This is a genomic window from Pontibacillus salipaludis (assembly GCF_014642405.1).
Lineage (GTDB): Bacteria > Bacillota > Bacilli > Bacillales > BH030062 > Pontibacillus > Pontibacillus salipaludis.
Genome location: NZ_BMIN01000006.1, coordinates 23795 through 44469, shown reverse-complemented (window position 1 = coordinate 44469; position 20675 = coordinate 23795). Strand labels below are relative to the sequence as shown.

Sequence of the window (20675 nt, the reverse complement as noted above, 5' to 3'; positions counted from 1 at the left end):
AAGTTTGCAAAATTGAACAGTTGGAACAATTTTTGAGAAAAAGCCCCGCCATAGATAGTGGTAGCGGAGGATTTGTCCAAATATTTGATCAAGTTTTTCTTGCATGGTTTTGACTGATTTGACAGAAATTGAATGGGCCAGGGGGACAGGTACCTTGTCCCTTGTCGAAGAAACTCGCGAAATCACTAATCTTCAGAGCTTTTGTAAATAAGGAAGGAAAGACATAAACCATCTCGAAATAATAGTTGGTTAAATTAATTAAATTATGGGGAGGAAGCACATGAAAAAGCTTTTTGGTTTGGTGTTAAGTTTGGTTCTTGCACTTGGAGTCGTCAGTCCGGTCTCTGCTAAAGGTCAAGAGGAACAAACAACATTTACGGTCGTTTTCAAAAATGATCAAATTGATAGGGCATCCATAGAGAACTTAGGAGGTACTATAACTTATGAAGTACCCGAGATTGGTCTTGCGCAAGTCGAAGCTCCATCTGACTTCGCTAAGAAAGCCGTTAACTTAGAAGGAGTGACAGCGGCCAACCCTACCCTCACCTTTGAAGCGCCAGAAGTAGCGTCTATCCCTTTTGAGTCTAGTTCTGTTTCAACAGAAGACGCAGCACTTTGGGAAACGTATCAATGGGACATAAAGCGACTAACAAATAACGGAGCGACTTTCGAAGAACATAGCGGTAGCCACGACGTAGTAGTTGGAATTATTGATACGGGTATCGATTTAAACCATCCTGATGTACAGAAAAACTTACTCCCAGGTTCTAAGAATTTTGTACCAGCCGGTGGCATATACGGAGCTGATAAATCAGAGAAGGCTGATCCCACTGACGTCCAAGACCGAAACGGACACGGAACGCACGTAGCCGGAAGCATTGCAGCGAATGGCGCCATGTTAGGTGTAGCACCAAACGCCGGTTTCAAAGCCTACCGTGTATTCGGCGCTGAAGGTGGTGCTCAGTCCGCCTGGATAATGGCCGCAATCGTATCCGCTGCAAATGATGGCGTAGACGTTATTAACATGAGCCTAGGTGGCATATGTTCAAAAGGGCAAGTATACTACCACAACCCTGTAACCGGAGAAAAAGAACGATTAGGAAGCGATATTGCTGAGTATGTAGCTTATCAAAAAGCTGCTAAGTATGCTGAGAAGAAAGGTGCTTTAATTGTCACTTCAGCTGGTAATGACGCAATTAATGCAGGTAACCCTAGAACAGTCACCGATTTAGCAAATGAAAAATACGGCGAACTGGGTTATGAGTTTCAGGGAGCTAGCGTTTACGCACCAGGTGACCTTCCAAATGTCGTGACAGTGTCTTCAACCGGTCCTGAAGATGAACTAGCCCTCTACTCTACTTACGGCAATGGTTATGTAGATGTAGCAGCACCAGGTGGAAATTATGAGTTATATTTGGAATACCTTCGAGCTGGGAAGTTAAATGAATATTTATCGAATCAACTGCAGATTAATGAGTTTGCTTTTAGTACAGTTCCAAGTGTTGAGTATACTTATAATAAAGATGGTTCTATCAGGAATTACAGATATGTAGAACCTTCCTACGGCTGGAAAGTCGGAACTTCAATGGCCGCTCCAAAAGTAGCTGCCATCGCAGCGCTATTGTTCGATGAACATTCTGGAGCAAGTCCTAAAGATGTTAAAGTCATGCTTCAGCAAACAGCGGAAGACATTGGTGTCACAGGACATGACAAAGAGTTCGGACATGGTCTTACAACTGTATATTCTGCGTTTGAATAAGATTTGAGCCCTGCGATTAATGGCAGGGCTTTTTCTTTTGGGCCAGGGGGACAGGTACATCGTCCCTCTCTTACATTTCACAAGATTTATAGACACAAAAGGTAAGAGATAATAGCGATCTGTGACGCTTTACCATTGTATTGACTTCAAAGGGTCACAGACAAGCACGATCTGTGACCTTTCCATTGTTTCAACGAACCAAAACGTAAGAGAACCACATGATCTATGACCTTTTGCCCCATCCACACCACAAAAACGTCACAGAACCCTTCAAAAAGATAGCCCCACAACATGCTAAGGCTTTCTTTAACGCAAAAAACCCTTTCTTGATCAAACGTTTGATCAAGAAAGGGTTTTTTATCTAAATCACGACAGGAACTCACCGGGACAAGGGACCTGTCCCCACGTCCCGCGCTGCAGCGGGACAATGAACCTGTCCCCACGTCCCGTGTCCCCACGTCCCGGCATTTATCTCAAAACAGCTTGTTTGGTTTTAGACTTCCCCACCGTACCCGCTTCCGGGTCGTGCACGCCATGACGATAGAAGTCAGCATGGATCGGCTTAAGTGGCTTACGTCCTAAAATCAAATCAGCAGCTTTCTCAGCAAGCATCAATACAGGTGCATGGATATTGCCGTTTGTTACGTAAGGCATAGCGGATGCGTCGACTACGCGTAAGTTCTCGACTCCGTGAACCTTCATTGAATGTGGATCTACTACGGCCATTGGGTCTGTTGCTGGTCCCATTTTGGCTGTACAGGACGGGTGAAGAGCTGTTTCGGCATCTTCTTTTACCCACTCTAAGATCTCTTCGTCTGTTTGCACAGAAGGCCCTGGTGAGATTTCCCCTCCGTTGTATGTTTTCATAGATGGCTGGGCCATAATGTTTCGCGTTACTCGTACAGCTTCAATCCACTCACGTCGGTCTTGTTCAGTAGAAAGATAGTTGTATACCATGCTTGGATGCTCTTTCGGATCTTTTGAACGGATCTTTAATGACCCGCGAGCATCGGAGTACATCGGTCCAACGTGTACCTGGAAGCCGTGCTTCGTTGCCGCTTTTTGCCCATCGTAACGTACCGCCACCGGAAGGAAATGATACATCAGATTCGGATAATCTACGTCTTCATTCGAACGAACAAATCCTCCACCTTCGAAGTGGTTCGTCGCAGCTGGTCCTGTACGTCCGAACATCCACTGCAACCCAATCCAAGGCATGCGCGCTTTATTTAAGTTTGGCTGTTCAGAAACCGGCTCCGGGCACGTGTACTGGATGTAGGCTTCAAGGTGGTCCTGCAGGTTCTCCCCTACTCCCGGAAGATCAACAACTGGTTTAATGCCAAGGGACATAAGGTGATCCGCATCACCCACACCTGATAGCTGAAGCATCTGTGGCGTGTTAATCGCACCACCTGAAAGGATGACTTCACCTGCTTTTACCTGGTGAGTCTGTCCATTTCGGAAATACGTTAAGCCTGTAGCCTTCTTCCCGTCAAAATCAATATGCTTAACGAATGCACGTGTTTTAACCGTTAAATTTTCACGGTCCATAACCGGGTGCAAGTAAGCACGTGAAGCTGACATGCGCTGTCCCTTATATACGTGCTTATCAAACGGCCCGAATCCTTCTTGGCGGAACCCGTTCACATCAGGAGTTCTTGAGTAGCCTGCCTCTACACCTGAGTCAAAGAACGCCTGGAATAAAGGATTCTTAGCTGGCCCGCGTTCCAATTTGATAGGACCATCATGGCCACGCATCTCATCGTCCGGTGAAGCTAACGCATTTTCTAAACGCTTAAAGTACGGAAGACAATGGGCAAAATCCCACGTATCCATTCCTTCATCTGCTCCCCAGCGCTCATAGTCTAACGGATTTCCACGCTGATAAATCATACCGTTGATTGAACTAGAACCGCCAAGAACTTTTCCTCTCGCATGCTTGATGCGTCGGCCGTTCATATGCGGTTCAGGGTCAGATTCGTACTTCCAATCGTACAAGCTTTTCCCTGCAGGAAACGGCAAAGCCGCTGGCATCTGGATTAGAAGATCCCATGAATAGTCGCTACGTCCCGCTTCTAAAATAAGAACGCTTTTCTTCCCATCTTCACTTAGGCGATTACCAAGCACTGAGCCTGCACTCCCGCCTCCAACAATTACAATATCGTATGCTTCTGTCATATGTGTTCCTCCTTGATGAATTTTTTCTTCCTATATAATTGAAATCGTTTTATAAAATGGCTTAGAACCAGTTGATCGGTTCTGGATTAAGGTTTTGGAAAATATGTTTCGTTTCCGTATATTCTTCAAGACCTAATTTGCCCAGCTCGCGTCCAATACCAGACTGCTTAAAGCCTCCCCACGGTGCGTGAGGGAAATATAGGTTAAAGTCGTTAACCCAAACCGTTCCCATGCGCATCTTCGCGGCGCAGCGTTCTGCTTTTCTCGTGTCATTTGTCCAAACACCGCCAGCAAGTCCGTAGATCGAGTCGTTGGAGATCTTAACGGCTTCCTCTTCGGTGCTGAATTTCTCAACCGTAATAATCGGTCCGAACGCTTCTTCTTGAACAACCGTCATATCTGAAGTACAGTCCGTGAAGATCGTAGGCAGGTAGAAGAACCCTTTTTGCAATTCAGGATCTTCTGGGCGTTTGCCGCCTACGGCTAACGTTGCACCTTCTTGAACGCCTGCTTCTACATACTGCTCTACCTTCTGAAGGTGTTCTGCTGAAATGAGTGGTCCCATTTGCGTATCTTCATCAAAGCCGCTCCCAAGCTTGAACTTCTTCACTCGCTCAACAAGCGCTTGAACGAATTCATCGTGAATGCTTTCTTCTACAATTAACCTTGTGCCAGCGGAACAAATTTGTCCGGCGTGGAAGAACACACCGTTTAATGCCTGGTCAACGGCTGTTTCAAAATCAGCATCCGCGAATATGATATTCGGATTTTTCCCACCAAGCTCAAGCGCAAGTTTTTTCACGTTCGAACTTGCTGCTTGCATGATCTTCTTCCCGGTCACAATTCCGCCTGTAAACGAAATAAGATCGACATCCTCATTCGCAGATAGCTCCGCCCCGATCGTGCTGCCTGCACCAAGGACGAGGTTGGCAACACCAGCAGGAACGCCTGCTTCCTCGATGAGTTGGAATACTTTCACTGTCGTAAGCGGCGTAATTTCACTTGGCTTCATAATTAACGTATTGCCCGTGGCAAGTGCGGGAGCCAATTTCCACGACGCTTGAAGTAAAGGATAATTCCAAGGTGTAATCTGTCCGCACACACCAACTGGTTCACGAACGACTTTACTGATGGAGTTTGCAACTGGTGAATCAATCATTTCCCCGCCATCTTTATCTGCAAGTTCTGCATAATAGCGAAAGACTCCAGCGATATCCTCCATGTCGCCGCGACTTTCTTCTACTGTTTTGCCCGTATCGAGTGACTCTAAGTAAGCTAGCTCTTCTTTATCTCTTTCAATGAATTCAGCAATCGTACGCAAAATCGCCCCACGCTCTGTCGCCGGGGTTGCGGCCCATTCTCCGTTATCAAAAGCTGCTCTCGCCGCAGCGATCGCTTCTTTTGCTTCCGTTTCATTCCCTTCTGGAACCGTCGCAATGACTTCCTGATTATATGGATTAATGATCGTACGCGTGTCGCTTGAGTCCGCGCCAACCCATTTCCCATTTATATAATGTTGCAGCTTTAGTTTCAGATCCAATTCAATCAACTCCTCAACTTTTTTATTCGATTTATATTAAGTTTATTAAATATTTATTTAACGTTTTTAACGATAACACTACTTTTAATCTCTGTCAAAATAACTTCATGATTACAATTTGTAGAAAAACAGGAATTGATTAAAACCCTACAGGGGACTGATCCGCGGTTCTTCATATTTTCTTAAAATCACGTTTGGCATTTGACATTTAATCTGTACGCGTTAACATAAAGTTCGTAAAGAATATTTGAGAATTATTTAATAAAAGATATTTTTGTTGAAGGAGCGACCTTATGAGTGAGTCAAATGAGAGGCCACAACTCAAAATAGAAGAAGCAAAAGATAAAGTCATGGGTGCGATTGCAGAAACGATGGATTTATACGGGGTCACCCCGGCGGCTGCGAACCTTTATGCGACCATGTACTTTGAAGGTCAGATGACGCTTGATGAGATGCGTACGGAACTTGGAATGAGTAAGCCAAGCATGAGTACGAGCGTCCGCAAGCTTCAGGAAATAGAAATGGTGAAAAAAACATTTACTCGCGGTTCAAGAAAGCACACATATGCAGCGGAAAAAGATTTCTTCCATTCCTTTATGGCGTTTTACTGCCAGATGTGGGAACGCGAAGTGAAAACAAATCTCGGGGCGATTGAATCAGCCCAGGAAGATTTTGTAGAAGTTATGAAAGATTCCAGCAGCACACCAGATATTGTTGCTAAAGCGAAGGAATACTACGACCAATTGGAAGAATCGAAGACGTATTATCATTGGCTCGGTGAATTAGCAGAAAGCATTCGAAGCGGTGAGATCTATAATTTCTTACCAAAAGATCAGAAAGATTAAATGAAATAGTAGGTTCGGGGGACGCCTGTTTTAGGACAGACTCCCCGAACTCAACACGTTCCACTCTTACATAAAAGAGAGGATTTCGTTTTGCAATTTTGTTAAAAAAATTCTTAATACATTTAACGTTAAATGTATTTAAGATATAGATATCACAAAGAAAAGGGGAGTTGAACAACATGAACAAGTGGAAAAAATCATGGAGTATGATGTTAGTCATCATGATTATGGCGGTACTAACAGCCTGTGGGAGCACCGAGGAAGCCGGTGGCGAGGAGAAAGCGGATAAGAAAATCTCGATTGGCCAAGTTAGCTGGGCTGAAAACATCGCGGTTACGAATATGTGGAAAGTGATTTTAGAGGATAAAGGGTATGACGTGAAGCTGACTAATCTGAACATGGGCAGTACGATGGCTGCGTTAAAAAGCGGTGACCTGGATGCCAGTTTAGAGATCTGGTTACCGGTTCAGGATGCCAATTACTTAGAGAGTTATCAGGATACCGTGAATTTCTCAGATGCGACTTGGTATGACAACGCGAAAGTAGGACTTGTCGTCCCAGCCTATATGGAAGATGTGAATAGCATCGAAGACTTGAATGAACATAAGGAAAAATTTGAAGGCAACATCGTCGGCCTTGACCCCGGCGCAGGAACGATGGAAGTAACGGAACAATTAATTAAGGACTACGATCTTAATTATGTCCTTCAATCAAGCTCTGAACCAGCGATGCTAGCTGAAATTGGCGAAGCTATAAAAGATAAACAACCAATCGTGGCCCCTCTTTGGAGCCCACACTGGATCTTTTCAAAATATGACCTGAAATTCTTAGAGGATCCGAAGAAAGTATATGGCGGAATAGAAAAAATCCACCACGCAACACGACTAGGCTTTGCAGAAGACTATCCCGAAGTAAAAGAATGGTTTAAGAACTGGAAGATGAACGACCAGCAAATCGGCGAACTGATCAACGTTGTAGAAAATAGTGAAGAACCCATCGACGGCGCCCGCAAATGGGTAGAAGAAAATCAAGACCTGATTGGTGAATGGGTTAAATAAACGGGACTGGGGGACAGGTACATTGTCCCTTCGTTTCACTAAATCATATGGACTGGTCTCTCCGGTCACAGAAAAAAGCAGAACTAGTAGTTCTGCTTTTTCTAATGCGCTATTCTGTTCAGGCGGGGATCGGTGGTGGGACAAGGTACCTGTCCCTCCATCCCACTCCATCCCACATTATGAGCGGTTGACGATGTTTACAAACGATTGAATGGACTCTTCTAATGTAGAGTAATCCTCAACGATTTCATTCACTTTCGTATTCTGTTCTTCTACACTGGCCAGAACTTCTTCAACTCCCGCTGCCGTCTGTTGCGTAATCGAAGAGACCTCGTTGATTTGATCACTCGTTAGTTGAGACGATTCTAGTAATTGCTTTATGTTTTCATCAACGGTCTGAGATTGAACAACCACGTTGTTGCCATTTTCTTTAATGGTTTCTAGCACATTTTTTATCTCTGATGAGTTTGCCTGACTGGACGTAACTGCCACTCTTCCTTCTGTAACCTTCTCTACTGATCCATTAATGTTGTGCTGAATCTTTTCTAATATAGAAGCGATTTTAACAGTAGAGGCTTTGGACTCCTCAGCTAATTTCCTAACTTCATCCGCTACAACTGCGAAGCCTTTACCATGCTCTCCTGCGCGGGCGGCTTCAATGGCAGCGTTTAAAGCGAGAAGATTCGTTTGCTCAGAGACATTATTGATGACATTTATGATATCGCTAATTTCATCTGCTTCTTGTTTTAATTGGTTCATAGAATCTTCCGCCTGCATCATGATGGAATTTACGCTTTCAATCTCTCCATTCAAATGATTCATTTGATCAAATGCTAGATTCGCTACTTCAACCGACTTTTGGGTATTTTCCTTCATGGAAGTTGAACTTACATTCACATCATCTACATTTGACTTACTTCGATCAACAAGGCTAGTGATATCCATAACACCAGCCGCCTGGTGCTCAATAGCTGAGGCCATTTCATTAAATGTCTTGGTCACTTCAGAAGAAACACGACCTGTTACATCAATATTCCCCTTTAAACTATCACTAAAATTACTAAGCGTTTCTAAGGAACCTTTTACTTGTGTAACCATCTCTTCCGCATGCTGCTTTGCTGATAGAGCTTCTTCTTCGTTCGCACTCGATTCTTCTTGAAGTTTAGTATTCATCCCTGCCTGGAACATTAGAAAAGCCGTCACTAAAACAATGTACAGAATAAGTGAAATCAAACCTTCCACGCCGTAATTCGGGAACATAACCGTGCCAAACTGTATATAAAACAGAATGGTTAAAACAATTTGCAAGGATGAGATGACTGCAATTGGTTTCATTAGCTGATAAACAGATATAACGGCTAAATTATAATAAACCATTAAGTAAGAGATCATATGTGGATTGCTTTCGACCATAAAGTAGGTGATTAATGTCAGACTGAACATAACTATGTACATCACATACTTAACGCCAATTTCTTTCCAAGTTAAAATCGTGCCTATTGTGGTAAAAGTACCTCCAATCCCCAAAATAATTCCTGCGATTACCCAATCTGCGTGACTTGTGAAGTTCGTTAAAATACTTAGCACAATTGAAAACCATGATAATTTAATGATTAATTTGTTACGATCGTTTAGTAACGATAACTTTTTATCCTCTCCCATAAAACGGTCCCTTCTAAAGCACATTTAGGCATAATAGCCCATTTCTACATATTACTATAATCTTTATAATTTTTCCTTAATTTCGGGACGGAGGGACAGGTACATTGTCCCCCCCTTCCCTTTCAACGCCTATAAAATAAGCCTCTCTCGACTTGATCAAACGTTTGATCAAGTCGAGAGAGGCTTATGAATATTTTAGATTCCTATATGCTTCTATTTAAAAAGACACTACTATACTAATAACTCCTATAATGACTGCCCAGATTGGTAGACTAAGCACCAACGCCCACATAAACCCTTTAAAGAAATTCCCATCTTCCTGCATTCCAACTTCCCTCCCCCAACTCTTTTACAACCATTATGGCCAACAAAAGAGAATCATAAACTGCTGGGACACTGTACCTGTCCCTCCGGCCCACCACACTAACTGGGACAAGGAACCTGTCCCCTCATCCCACCCCAGTTTGTGAACAATCCGTGAACATGTAAGCGCTCTTTTAGTTACTTTTGTTTCTTTTTGTGAAAAGTTTCACATGTGGTATTGATTCCATATCAAAAGCATTGCATAATAAGATTGTGAAGTAATTCACATAAAACATTTTTCTACGGAGGAATTTAAAATGACAACTAAAAATGTAAACCGCGTGGCACTAATTGGAGCAGGATCCGTAGGGAGCAGCTATGCTTTTGCCATGTTAAACCAAGCCGTAACAGAAGAATTAGTAATCATTGACTTAAACGAGGGCAAAGCGATGGGCGACGCTATGGACCTAAATCATGGAAAAGTATTCGCCCCTAACCCAACAAAAACATGGTACGGACAATACGACGATTGTAAAGATGCCGATATTGTTTGCATCTGTGCAGGAGCCAACCAAAAACCAGGTGAAACTCGATTGGATTTAGTGAAGAAGAATCTATCTATCTTCCACACTATCGTAACGAACGTAATGGCTAGTGGCTTCAATGGAATCTTCCTTGTCGCTACCAACCCAGTCGATATCTTAACATACGCAACATGGAAGTTCAGCGGATTGCCAAAAGAGCGCGTGATCGGCAGTGGGACAATCCTTGACTCTGGCCGCTTCCGATACATGCTTGGCGAATATTTCGAAGTAGCACCATCTAATATCCATGCAACCATCATCGGTGAGCATGGCGACACAGAACTGCCTGTCTGGAGTCATGCAACAGTAGGAGGCGTACCTGTTTTAGAAATGATGAAACAACGCCCAGACTACAAACTTGAAGACTTGGACGAGATTTTCACAAACGTTCGTGACGCCGCTTATCACATCATTGAGAAAAAAGGCGCTACTTACTACGGCATCGCAATGGGACTGACTCGAATTACAAAAGCGATCCTAAACAATGAGAATAGCATCATGACAGTGAGTGCCTACTTGAACGGAGAGTACAACACAGAAGAGGTGTATATCGGGGTTCCGGCTGTGATTAATCGTAACGGGATCCGTAATGTGGTTGAAGTGAGCTTGAATGCCGAGGAAACAGAACAATTCAACCATAGTGCACGCGTATTGAAAGACATCTTAGAACAAAACTTTGAAGCATAACGATTATTCTGTATTAGAAAGAGATGATATCCGATGTGGTTACAACAGTACGATCCATTTGGAAACGAATTAATCAGTGCCTTTATAGCATTTCTACCAATCTTGTTTTTCTTTCTCGCTTTAACAAAGTTTAGAATGAAAGGCATACTCGCTGCCTTTCTTACTCTTTGTTTGAGTGTGGCGGTCTCTGTCCTATTCTTTGATATGCCGCTTGCCCAGGCCCTATCCGCTTCTGTATTAGGCGTTGCAAAGGGGTTATGGCCGATCGGTTACATCGTCATCATGGCCGTTTGGCTTTACAAAATCGCTGTCCGGACAGGTAAATTCACCGTGATCCGGGCTAGCATCGCCAATATTTCAGAAGACCAACGCTTACAGCTATTATTAATCGGTTTTAGTTTTAACGCATTCCTTGAAGGGGCTGCCGGCTTCGGTGTTCCGATTGCGATCAGTGCAGCCTTACTTGTTGAACTCGGCTTCCGTCCCCTGAAAGCTGCTGCCCTATGCTTGATCGCCAATGCCGCATCTGGCGCTTTCGGAGCCATCGGGATCCCTGTCATCGTCGGGGCTCAGATGGGCAACTTGGAAACGATGGAACTCTCTAGAATGCTCGCATTCACGCTACCTATGATTTCTTTTGCTATTCCATTTTTACTCGTCTTTATTTTGAATGGTATGAAGGGAATTAAAGAAACACTTCCGGCTCTACTTGTCGTAAGCGGAATTTATACAGGGACTCAAGCTTTCACCATTATATTCTTAGGACCTGAACTAGCGAACATACTAGCCGCACTTCTTAGCATGGCAGGCCTTGCTCTGTTCTTAAGAAAATGGAAGCCAAAAACGATTTATCGTGAAGGCGATGCTCCTGAAACAACACAAATGGAAACCTATTCTCTTAAGGAAATTGTAAAAGCTTGGTCTCCGTTCTATATCTTAACCGCAACGATTACGATCTGGAGCCTACCTGCTTTTAAAGCGTTATTCAGTGAGAATGGACTTTTAGAGAATACAACAAAAATGATTCCGATGCCGTTTCTGCATGAGACTATTATGAAAGCACCACCGATCTCTCCAGAAACCGTCGCGCTCGATGCACTATTTAAATTAGACATCATCTCTGCAACAGGGACCGCGATTCTTGTGGCTGTACTCCTAACAGGACTATTCAGCTCTGCGATCACATTACCGCAAGGAATGAACTCTTTAAAAATAACCGTAAAAGAATTATGGGTACCCGTCCTGACGATCTGCTTTGTTATGGGCTTTGCGAATCTATCAAACTTTGCAGGCCTCAGCTCTACGATTGGATTAGCGCTATCTAAAACAGGCGACCTGTTCCCACTCTTCAGCCCAATCTTAGGCTGGCTCGGTGTCTTCATTACAGGTTCTGTTGTTAGTAACAACGCCCTATTCGGTCACCTACAAGTCGTAACAGCTGAACAAATTACAGCAAATCCAGCACTACTACTGGCAGCAAATACAGCCGGAGGCGTTATGGCAAAACTCATTTCTCCTCAATCTATCGCCATTGCGACTGCTGCTGTTAAACAAACGGGTAAAGAATCTGCCCTCTTCCAGAAGACGCTCTACTATAGCCTTGGGTTACTAGCAGTTGTATGTGTATGCACGTTTGTCCTCTCTTTGATGGGCGTTTGAGCTGGGCCGGGGGGACAGGTACCTCGTACCATCATTTCCGCTTAGCCTGCGAGGTGGATTCTCGTCCTTTTGTCCTATATATGGTAGAATGTGAGAAGTAAAAAAGGAATAAAATAGATTAACTTTCATAATTTACCCAGGAGGAGATCCCTATTCGGTTCCCATTTGATGTATCGACCCATCCCTATCCAACGATAGAATGTCCGCACTGCAGTAGTGAACCAGGACGAAAAGGAAGAATAAGACGGTACAAACATATCGATGACGGCATTTGTTTTGTTTGCAAAGGAAAAGGTAAAATTCGCACAGAAAGAGCGATCCTTGAGCAAAATCAATGGATTGAACAAGAAATGAAAACCGATCCTGAAGCAAAAGGCCATACCTTTCATTCCTACAAGAAAAAGTGGTTTCGTGACTTGGAAGAAGAAGCCTCTTTCTTTGATGATTAGACCGCAGGGCCAGAGGGACAGGTTCCTCGTCCCATCGTTTCCCTAACTATCTATTCATATAAAAAAGCAGAACGTCTAGTTCTGCTTTTTTACTCGTTCGTTCGTTTCAGACGGGACAACGTACCTGTCCCTCCGACCCAGCACACGACCTACTACGCTTTTAGAAATGCCAGTGACACGCGATATTTGCCTACATGACACCCCTTCGATTGCCTTCAGACTTGCTAAAATCTCATCCCGCTTCCCCCGGTCCATTTGCTGAAGGACGCTGCTATGCGGAACGCCCAGGTTAATCAAATATTCTCTCACTTCACAATCTTGCACCCTCCTATTCACAATAATATCGAGGCACTGGTCCTCATTCACCTCTTCCATAAAGATCTTATAACGCCTCAAAGCTGAGGCATCATCTAACGCTAATAAGGCCAGATATTTTTCCGTATCGACTAAATCAGAACGACCACCGAGATACGCATGGATGCTCGTCCATTTACTATCCCACACGTTCCGGACAACCGCAGCCTTCAATGGATTTTGATGAATATATCTCACTACCGTTAGGAAATACTCCATATCGTTTACACACTCGCTATTAAAACGTCCCTGAAACAAGTGTCCGTGTCGGTCGTACTTCAAGTTGTACCAGTACACATAGCTCGAACTGATCCGCTTCAGAAAATGGGAAACTGACTCCTCTCCTTCTTCTAATAAAAGATGCACATGATTGTCCATAATACAATAACTATAAAGCTTAAAATGACAGAGTTCCTTATATCGTTTTAAGGTTAGTAGAAATTGATGTTTGTCTGTTTCGTCTTCGAAGATCGTTTGTTGGTTGATGCCTCTCAGCATAATGTGGTAGATGCCAGTACGGCTTTGTTTTCTCGCTTTTCTGGGCATTTTTTGGGGGACCTCCTTTCGTTAGAGGCGGATGGGGTGAGAGATAGGGGAAGACTATGAAGGGAAAGCTGGGGGGTGTGCTCTTCTTTATATTTCTACCATCCCTTTAAAATTCCTTCAAAAACATGAAAGACGGGCCAAGGGGACAGGTTCATCGTCCTAGTATGCAGTGTTTTACCCCCCACACAATATCGCATGTATTTCAGCCCGTTTATTAACATTAGCTAGTCAATTAAGTGTTTATTTCGTGAAACGAAGGGACGAGGTACCTGTCCCCCCCATCCCACTACGTACCCCTCAGTTTAGTTGCGATCTCTTCCATAAAAATAAAGAAGATGGTTCTGGTTTTCTCAAATGGGAGTAATTGTTCACTTTGATTGTATTTAGAAAGATGGAAGACATAATCCACTAGTGAATCCTGAATAGTTGCGAACTCTTCTAAAATCAACATGATTTCTGATCCTTGATTTTTCGCTTCTTGGAAGAGATTCTCGAATGTGGAAAACTTACCGGTCACCGAAAAAACAATTAACAATGTATCTTCATCAGCCATCTGCTTCACGTAATCTTCACTATGAGTTACCTTAATATTTTTATCTGAAACGATATCCAGCTTATAAGCGAAATATTCCGCGCTAATAAATGAAGGGCCTAAACCAAATAGAATCACTTTATCAAACTTATGATAGACCGATATAAATTCATCTACTGAGCTATGATCAAAGTGTTCTAAGAACATCATCAATCGTTCCAATTCTTCAGTCTTCTTTTCACTCTCAACATTAATTTCTTGGCCACTGAAGTAACGCTTGTATTGTTTGAAATTATCAAACCCCAACTTTCGAACCAAAGTAGACACTTTAGAAGGAGCTACGTTGCAAATGTCTGCCGCTTCTACAATTTTTAACCGATCATTTTCCTTTACTAATTTAGACACCTTATCATGTACATCTTTCTCCAACTTCGTCAACTGCTCCGTGTTTAACCTTAACACCTTTGCTCCCTCCTCTCTTTTTTATGTATCTTGTTTACTCAACTCGTGAAAAAGGAACAACTATCATTCTCTAACTTAAGAAATGATAATTGTCCCTATTTAACTCTTACACTTATGCAGAATAGGTCTGTTGATCTTGCACAACCGTATTTTTGTTAACCGTTTGCTTGAAAATGAATGTAATCACGATCGCTAGAATACCAGCAATTGCACTTAATATGAAGTAGGCATTGTATCCACCTGCATCACCAAAACTTGAGATCATACTACTCATCACAAGCGGCAGTAATACATCAGGGAGATAACCAATTAATGAAACGAATCCGATTGAGAGCCCTAGCACTTCTTTATTAATATTACAATCACCAAGAAGGGACCAATATAGACCGCGAATTGTATATATTGCAAGTCCACTCAAGATCACGAGTGAACTAAAGACCATATTCGGTAAAGATGTTGGAAGGATTGGGATGAGGAAGAGAAATACCGTCGCCAAACCTAAAGCGAACATTAATATGTTACTCTTACCAAACTTATCGCCAAGAAAGCCTCCAGCTACTCCGCCAATCGGACGCATCCACAACATCGTTACGGTTATCGTTCCGACTGTAGAGGCATCAAGTTGAATGTTTGTTCCAAGGAAGCCACCAAAGTAGTACACAGTCCATGTGACTACATAGGACATAAAGATAATCCCGCCCAATAGCCACACATACTTATTAAAAACCACTTTCTTCACAAGCTTCATACTGAGCTTGCTACCGTTCTCTTTCGACTCTTCTGCAGCCTCTTCATTCTCTTCATCCACATTTACAAAGAAGTAAATTAAAACAGATACAAGGATTAAGACTCCTGAGTATAAATAAATAACATTTACCAGAGCATCTTGCTTATCTGCAACAGCCTCACTTGCTCCTAGTACAGAGGAGAATATTAAGACCGCTATACTAGCTAGAGAAGCTTCAACAACTCCTCGCCCGCCATCTAAGATGCCAAAGAAACGACCTTCTTCCTCTTTCTTTGAAATAACTTTAACAATCTTTAAATGGGCAGACCAGAATGTCAGAACAGAGAAGATTCCCCATATGACGAATATCAAAATCACCACTGGATAACTCGGTACCTGTGCAAACCAGATTCCCGCTAACCCAACACAAAGTAAGGAAATAGAAATTAATTTCTTCGCTGAAAATCGATCTGCAATCCAACCACTTGGAAAGTAACCTACAATGTAGGCGATTCCTAACACAGAGAATATGCTATTTAGTTGTGATAGGCTCATATCGTATACTTCTAGAATCGTTCCTTGGTAGTTGGTTCTAAGATAGATGAGGGGGAAAATCGCCCCTGCTGCTATAACAATCAAGAAAAACTGGAAATACCTCTTCACATTATTTGATTTCACAGACACCACCCAATCCTTTAATTAAATATAGGATAAATAAGCTTAGCGACTTCGTCAGTATGCTTTCGTATGTGCTTAACCACATGTTCATTTACCTTCGTGTAGAACGAATGAGCATGTGCATCAGGAGTAAATTCTGACTCTGTTTTAACCATTTGATGAATAGCGGAGTTGAAGTCCTCATAGATACCTAATGATCGAGATGCACAAATTGCAGCCCCTACACAAGCACTACTACTTCCTGTCCTTCTATAGGTTGGAAGCCCAAATACATCTGAAAGAATTTGCATCATAAGATCGCTTTTAGACCCTCCACCAATCACAACGATGTCATTCACTTCCACTCCAATTTCTTTAGCCATGGTGTCGATATTATTCTTCATTTCATAAGCGATCGCTTCTAATATAGAGCGATAGATATGATAGCGTGTATGGCGTTGGTCGAACCCAATCATCATTCCTTTTCGATAAGGAGTGTCCGGTGAGGCTAACCAGTCTAAAACCGTAAACAATCCATCACTACCTGCCGGGATTTCTGTCGCTTTACGATTCAGAAATTCCTCCTCAGAAATGCCTGCCTTCTCCGCTTCTTTCACAAGTTCTTCACCAATTAGTTTCTTAAACCAACTCACTGTCCATAATCCTCTTCGAATCCCATTTGATTCGTATGCGTACTGATAAGGGATGGATGCAAAGGTTGGAAAGAAGTTGGTAGCGTTTTCAAAATAGGTTTCCCTGAGCATCATGGATGAGATAAATGTTCCAAGTGAAATCATAATCGAATGCTCATCATGGATGCCTGATCCTAACGCTTCTACAGCTTTATCATTTGCTGTAGCCACAACTGAGACGTTTTCATTCAATCCAAATTCTTTAGCTAGATCTCCTCGTAGTGTACCTAGCTCTTCACCTGGTTTCACAAGATTAAAGAGTATATCACGCCTAAGTCCATGGGCTGCTATCTCCTCATCATCTGTAGACCAATCTAGCGTTTCTCGATTCACAGGCCAGAACACTTCATAATTTGCAGCTGTATCATTGTATTGTCCCGTTAATTTCAGACCGAGGTATCCGGAGGTGGTAGTTACATAGTGAACACGATCGTCGGTATGCTCATATGGCTTGGATAACCTGGTATCCATCCAGCTAATAACTGGATGGGCCAGATTTCCATGCTCATCTAAAAGAACACGACAGCACCTAATGGTACATAATCCAATCCCAATAATCTCTTTCCGGTCCCCTTCAAAATCGTTTAAACATCGATTCACCGCTTCGTAAAGACTGTCCCACAAATCATCATCAGGGTGAACGACGACTCCTGGCTCAGGAGAAAGGGTCTCTTTTAAAGAAGAGGAACCATAAGCCAATTCATTTCCCTCTATATCAAAAATTACAACTTTCGTACTTTGAGAACCACTGTCAATTCCCATGATATATTGATTACTCATACTCATCATCCTCTGATATATTTCTTCACTTCATTGTATTGAGGGAAGATGGTCCCATGGTTCATGATTCCGTTTGGATCGAAGGCTTCTTTTAATTTCTCTAGCATGTAATAAGCTGAACCATGCTCTTCTTTTGTCCATTCTGAACGATACTTTCCAATGCCGTGGTGGTGACACATAGACCCACCTAGCTTCAGAGTCTCTTCAATGATGATCTCGTGAATCGGATGATGATATTCGAGTAATTCATCTTCAGGGTCGCAATTAATTGTATAGTTGTAGACGAAATACATGTTCGTCCCGTTTAAATAACTATGAGAAGAATGCCCACCAAGCATCGTTAACTCATCAGCGCGCTTAAATTCATTTCTCACTCGCTCTATAACATTGTTGTAGATCTTAATAACGTTCTCCCAATCAGCAGAAATTTCTGTAGTAAAGCCATCGTGAGAATTATGCTTAATCATTTCTTCGATCTCAGCATCAATCCTACTCTGATCCCAATTCAAGTTGTTGAACCAATCTTCTATAAGTGAAGAATCTACTTGCTTCACAATGCCTGACTGGAATTTCTCTACCGCTTCTGTAATCGCCTCACTCGTCGCTTTCACAAGACCCTTGGCTCCCTCAGCCATAAAGAGGAGTACGCATTTCCCTTCGTAGAAATTGCCGAAATGATTTCTCGCATCTTCTTCTGAATAACAACGGGCAACTGATGGTCTGAATCCATTCACCATGACCTCTCTTAAAATGCTAATACCAGTCTCCATATCTTCAATTAAATAGCCATGGAACTCATTATTCTCAGGGGTGTATTTAAAGATTTTCACCGTTACTTCTGTGATATAACAAAGCGCCCCCTCATTCCCTAGCGCAATGTGACGAATATCAGGTCCTCCTGATCTTCTTGGGACATTCTTAATCTTAGAAATGTTTCCTTCTGGGAATACACATTCTAATCCTACAAGCATATCTTCCATAGCTCCATAAAGGGTCGAGAACTGACCGATGCTTCGAGTAGCAACTAACCCACCAAGTTGAGCAACAGGCTTCGACTGAGGAGAGTGTCCTGTTGTATACCCTAGTTTACGAAGTTCGTCTTCTAACGTTTGCAGCTTAACACCTGATTGAACAGTTGCCTGCATATTGTAGGTATCAATATTCGTAATCTCATTCATCTTCGATCCATCGATTACAACGGTTGTCTGTTTCCAGTTCTCTAGCCCACCTTCTGTCCCCGTCTTCCCACTCCGTGGAATGACGTTGATGAGTTTTTCGTTACAATACATAAGAAGACTTTTAACTTCATCATTGGAAAGAGGATAAACGATGGCTAACGGTTTAGGTACATCAAGAACATTCTTCGTCTTTGCATATTTCTTATACCGATCGGCAGATGCATCATATAAAGCAGCATCGTCTGTGACAACCTGACCCTCGGAAAGTAGCCCTTTTAAATCTTCAACAATCGAATTCGTTTTAATAGTCATTTCTTCGTCCCCTTTATTTTCATAAGTAGTCTAGCTATCTATCGAACTAAGTATCCGCCATCAACATTGATCAGCGTGCCGTTTACGTAATTGGATGCATCAGAAGCCAAGAAAACCATTGTTCCCATTAGATCCTGAATATTTCCCCATCTGTTTGCAGGGATATGATCCAAAATACGTTTATTACTTTCAGGATCGGCTCTCGTAACCTCGGTCACATCTGTGGCGAAATACCCTGGCGCTATTCCATTTACTTGTATGTTATATTGAGCTAATTCATCGCAATAAGCTTTTGTGAAACCTGATAAACCATGCTTAGTAGCAGCATAAGCAGGAGACCACTGTCCACCAAGGTAAGAGAATAACGAACATGTATTAATAATCTTGCCGCTCTTTTGAGGAATCATATATTTTGCTACTTCATGCGCTAAATCAAAAGGTGCAGTAAGGTTTACTGACACCATCTTGTCCCATTGAAGTCGTGTGAATTTCGTTACATCCTTTTCATTAATGTTAATACCAGCATTATTGAGTAGGATGTCGATCTTCCCGTATACAGAGAGACACTTTTCAACCACCTGTTTACAAGCACCGTCTTCAGTAATATCAGAAATCATTAAGTGATACTGAACACCTTCCGCTTCAATGAGCTGCTTTGTTTCTTCGTCTTCAGCCATACTAACAGCAAAGATATCTGCTCCCGCCTTAGCAAGAGCCAGCGCGAACCCTTGGCCTAAACCAGAATTCCCTCCAGTAATCAACGCTACTTTGCCCTCTAAATTAAAGAAGTTCATATTAAAATCTGTTATGTTCGTTTTTACGGCGTCCATTGGATCCCGCCTTCCTTTTAATTTTCTGAATTTATTGTATACTGTATCCGCTTTCAAAATCAATGATTTTTTAAGAAATTTCTTTATTTTTTTATTTTATCCTTTGATCAAGAGAAATTTCTCTATACGTCGAACTGCTCAGGGATATTGTACTCCTTAGGTAACTTCTCGCTAACAAAAAGAATGATCACAAATAAACACAAACTTAAAGTTCAGCCTGCGTTGTTTTAAACATTCACTCGTTAACTACCTGTTCATTTCGTGAAAACAAGCCTGTCCCGGCCAAATGAGGCGGGAACGGTACCCCTACATTTCCCTATATTCGCCATACCCCCTTACATGATTTATACTCTAAGGTAATAAAAGTAAAAATGAGTGCTTTTGCTGATATGACAAAAAGAGAACTAGAAAACCAAATTAACGTTGTAAAATCAGACTACATACGAATCCAGGGAGATTTAGAAAAATGGAATCATCGGTTGGCGGGAATACGGAGAAGTTGGAGACACAGTTAAAACAGTTAGAAGATGAGTTAGCAGAACTGAATCATGAGCAGGCGAAGGTTTAATAAATAGTCTTGGCAACAATTGATCAAACGTTTGATCAACAAAAAAGCAGAAGGAGCTCCCGATCTAATTGGGGCTCCTTCTGCTTTTTCATTCTGTATGTAATACTCATTTCATTTCTGGACTGTACCCTCTAAAATAGACACTTGAATAAGGGACGACTATGCTGCTAAGAGGTGAGTTCGGTATTGTACCGGGCTCATCTTCCCTAATCCCCATTGATACCTTTTTTGGTTGTAATAACTTATAAATTAATCTATATAACTGGTCAGTTCTTTTAGGTTTTTACACTCTCTATGGTTTACTTCATCTTTC

At 42.3% G+C, this 20675-nt stretch carries 15 protein-coding genes; 5 read left to right on the top strand and 10 right to left on the bottom strand.

Annotated elements, in window-relative coordinates; genetic code table 11:
• The first annotated feature begins 280 nt into the window (after window positions 1-280).
• Window positions 281-1759: a S8 family serine peptidase gene (locus tag IEW76_RS08440; protein ID WP_188652799.1), complete on the top strand. Its 1479-nt coding sequence runs from the start codon at window positions 281-283 to the stop codon at window positions 1757-1759.
• A gap of 468 nt (window positions 1760-2227) precedes the next feature.
• Here the strand turns inward: IEW76_RS08440 and betA are convergent, their stop codons facing one another.
• Complete coding sequence (gene betA, locus IEW76_RS08435; RefSeq protein ID WP_188652796.1) at window positions 2228-3937, bottom strand: choline dehydrogenase; 1710 nt, start codon at window positions 3935-3937, stop codon at window positions 2228-2230.
• A gap of 61 nt (window positions 3938-3998) precedes the next feature.
• A complete protein-coding gene (gene betB, locus IEW76_RS08430) occupies window positions 3999-5471 on the bottom strand; it encodes a betaine-aldehyde dehydrogenase (RefSeq protein WP_188653025.1) in 1473 nt (490 codons plus the stop codon).
• 299 nt (window positions 5472-5770) lie between these two features.
• Between betB and cudC the strand changes: the two genes are divergently transcribed.
• Together cudC and IEW76_RS08420 are read left to right on the top strand one after the other, a co-directional pair.
• Window positions 5771-6322 (top strand): choline uptake/conversion transcriptional regulator CudC, encoded by a 552-nt coding sequence (gene cudC, locus IEW76_RS08425; RefSeq protein WP_188652794.1) that lies wholly within the window; start codon window positions 5771-5773, stop codon window positions 6320-6322.
• A 179-nt stretch (window positions 6323-6501) separates the two neighbouring features.
• Window positions 6502-7380, top strand: a complete 879-nt coding sequence (locus tag IEW76_RS08420) for a glycine betaine ABC transporter substrate-binding protein (RefSeq protein ID WP_188652792.1) — start codon at window positions 6502-6504, stop codon at window positions 7378-7380.
• 177 nt (window positions 7381-7557) lie between these two features.
• Here the strand turns inward: IEW76_RS08420 and IEW76_RS08415 are convergent, their stop codons facing one another.
• Complete coding sequence (locus IEW76_RS08415; RefSeq protein ID WP_188652790.1) at window positions 7558-9042, bottom strand: methyl-accepting chemotaxis protein; 1485 nt, start codon at window positions 9040-9042, stop codon at window positions 7558-7560.
• Between the two features lie 620 nt (window positions 9043-9662).
• Here IEW76_RS08415 and IEW76_RS08410 point away from each other — a divergent pair.
• Together IEW76_RS08410 and IEW76_RS08405 are read left to right on the top strand one after the other, a co-directional pair.
• Window positions 9663-10616, top strand: coding sequence for an L-lactate dehydrogenase (locus tag IEW76_RS08410; protein ID WP_188652788.1), 954 nt, complete (start codon window positions 9663-9665; stop codon window positions 10614-10616).
• A 33-nt stretch (window positions 10617-10649) separates the two neighbouring features.
• Window positions 10650-12275, top strand: a complete 1626-nt coding sequence (locus IEW76_RS08405) for an L-lactate permease (protein ID WP_188652786.1) — start codon at window positions 10650-10652, stop codon at window positions 12273-12275.
• A 524-nt stretch (window positions 12276-12799) separates the two neighbouring features.
• Here the strand turns inward: IEW76_RS08405 and IEW76_RS08400 are convergent.
• The 7 genes from IEW76_RS08400 to IEW76_RS21070 all read right to left on the bottom strand — a co-directional run bounded on the left by IEW76_RS08400 (window position 12800) and on the right by IEW76_RS21070 (window position 20608).
• Complete coding sequence (locus IEW76_RS08400) at window positions 12800-13624, bottom strand: transposase (protein ID WP_188652784.1); 825 nt, start codon at window positions 13622-13624, stop codon at window positions 12800-12802.
• Between the two features lie 286 nt (window positions 13625-13910).
• A complete protein-coding gene (locus IEW76_RS08395) occupies window positions 13911-14618 on the bottom strand; it encodes a MurR/RpiR family transcriptional regulator (RefSeq protein ID WP_188652782.1) in 708 nt (235 codons plus the stop codon).
• Between the two features lie 112 nt (window positions 14619-14730).
• The gene (locus IEW76_RS08390) at window positions 14731-16023 is read right to left on the bottom strand and encodes an MFS transporter (RefSeq protein WP_188652780.1); all 1293 of its coding nucleotides are present in this window, start codon (window positions 16021-16023) and stop codon (window positions 14731-14733) included.
• Window positions 16024-16040: 17 nt separating this feature from the next.
• A complete protein-coding gene (locus IEW76_RS08385; RefSeq protein ID WP_188652778.1) occupies window positions 16041-17474 on the bottom strand; it encodes an FGGY-family carbohydrate kinase in 1434 nt (477 codons plus the stop codon).
• A gap of 5 nt (window positions 17475-17479) precedes the next feature.
• Complete coding sequence (locus tag IEW76_RS08380) at window positions 17480-18964, bottom strand: FAD-binding oxidoreductase (RefSeq protein ID WP_188652775.1); 1485 nt, start codon at window positions 18962-18964, stop codon at window positions 17480-17482.
• 38 nt (window positions 18965-19002) lie between these two features.
• Window positions 19003-19794, bottom strand: a complete 792-nt coding sequence (locus tag IEW76_RS08375) for an SDR family oxidoreductase (protein ID WP_229721170.1) — start codon at window positions 19792-19794, stop codon at window positions 19003-19005.
• A gap of 727 nt (window positions 19795-20521) precedes the next feature.
• The gene (locus IEW76_RS21070) at window positions 20522-20608 is read right to left on the bottom strand and encodes an IS3 family transposase (RefSeq protein ID WP_188653021.1); all 87 of its coding nucleotides are present in this window, start codon (window positions 20606-20608) and stop codon (window positions 20522-20524) included.
• Between the last annotated feature and the right edge of the window lie 67 nt (window positions 20609-20675).

Bases quoted from the DNA above. Each gene is read 5' to 3' on its own strand.
- IEW76_RS08440 (WP_188652799.1), top strand. From the start codon at position 281: ATGAAAAAGCTTTTTGGTTTGGTGTTAAGTTTGGTTCTTGCACTTGGA.
- betA (WP_188652796.1), bottom strand. From the start codon at position 3,937: ATGACAGAAGCATACGATATTGTAATTGTTGGAGGCGGGAGTGCAGGC.
- cudC (WP_188652794.1), top strand. From the start codon at position 5,771: ATGAGTGAGTCAAATGAGAGGCCACAACTCAAAATAGAAGAAGCAAAA.
- IEW76_RS08420 (WP_188652792.1), top strand. From the start codon at position 6,502: ATGAACAAGTGGAAAAAATCATGGAGTATGATGTTAGTCATCATGATT.
- IEW76_RS08415 (WP_188652790.1), bottom strand. From the start codon at position 9,042: ATGGGAGAGGATAAAAAGTTATCGTTACTAAACGATCGTAACAAATTA.
- IEW76_RS08410 (WP_188652788.1), top strand. From the start codon at position 9,663: ATGACAACTAAAAATGTAAACCGCGTGGCACTAATTGGAGCAGGATCC.
- IEW76_RS08405 (WP_188652786.1), top strand. From the start codon at position 10,650: ATGTGGTTACAACAGTACGATCCATTTGGAAACGAATTAATCAGTGCC.
- IEW76_RS08400 (WP_188652784.1), bottom strand. From the start codon at position 13,624: ATGCCCAGAAAAGCGAGAAAACAAAGCCGTACTGGCATCTACCACATT.
- IEW76_RS08385 (WP_188652778.1), bottom strand. From the start codon at position 17,474: ATGAGTAATCAATATATCATGGGAATTGACAGTGGTTCTCAAAGTACG.
- IEW76_RS08380 (WP_188652775.1), bottom strand. From the start codon at position 18,964: ATGACTATTAAAACGAATTCGATTGTTGAAGATTTAAAAGGGCTACTT.
- IEW76_RS08375 (WP_229721170.1), bottom strand. From the start codon at position 19,794: ATGGACGCCGTAAAAACGAACATAACAGATTTTAATATGAACTTCTTT.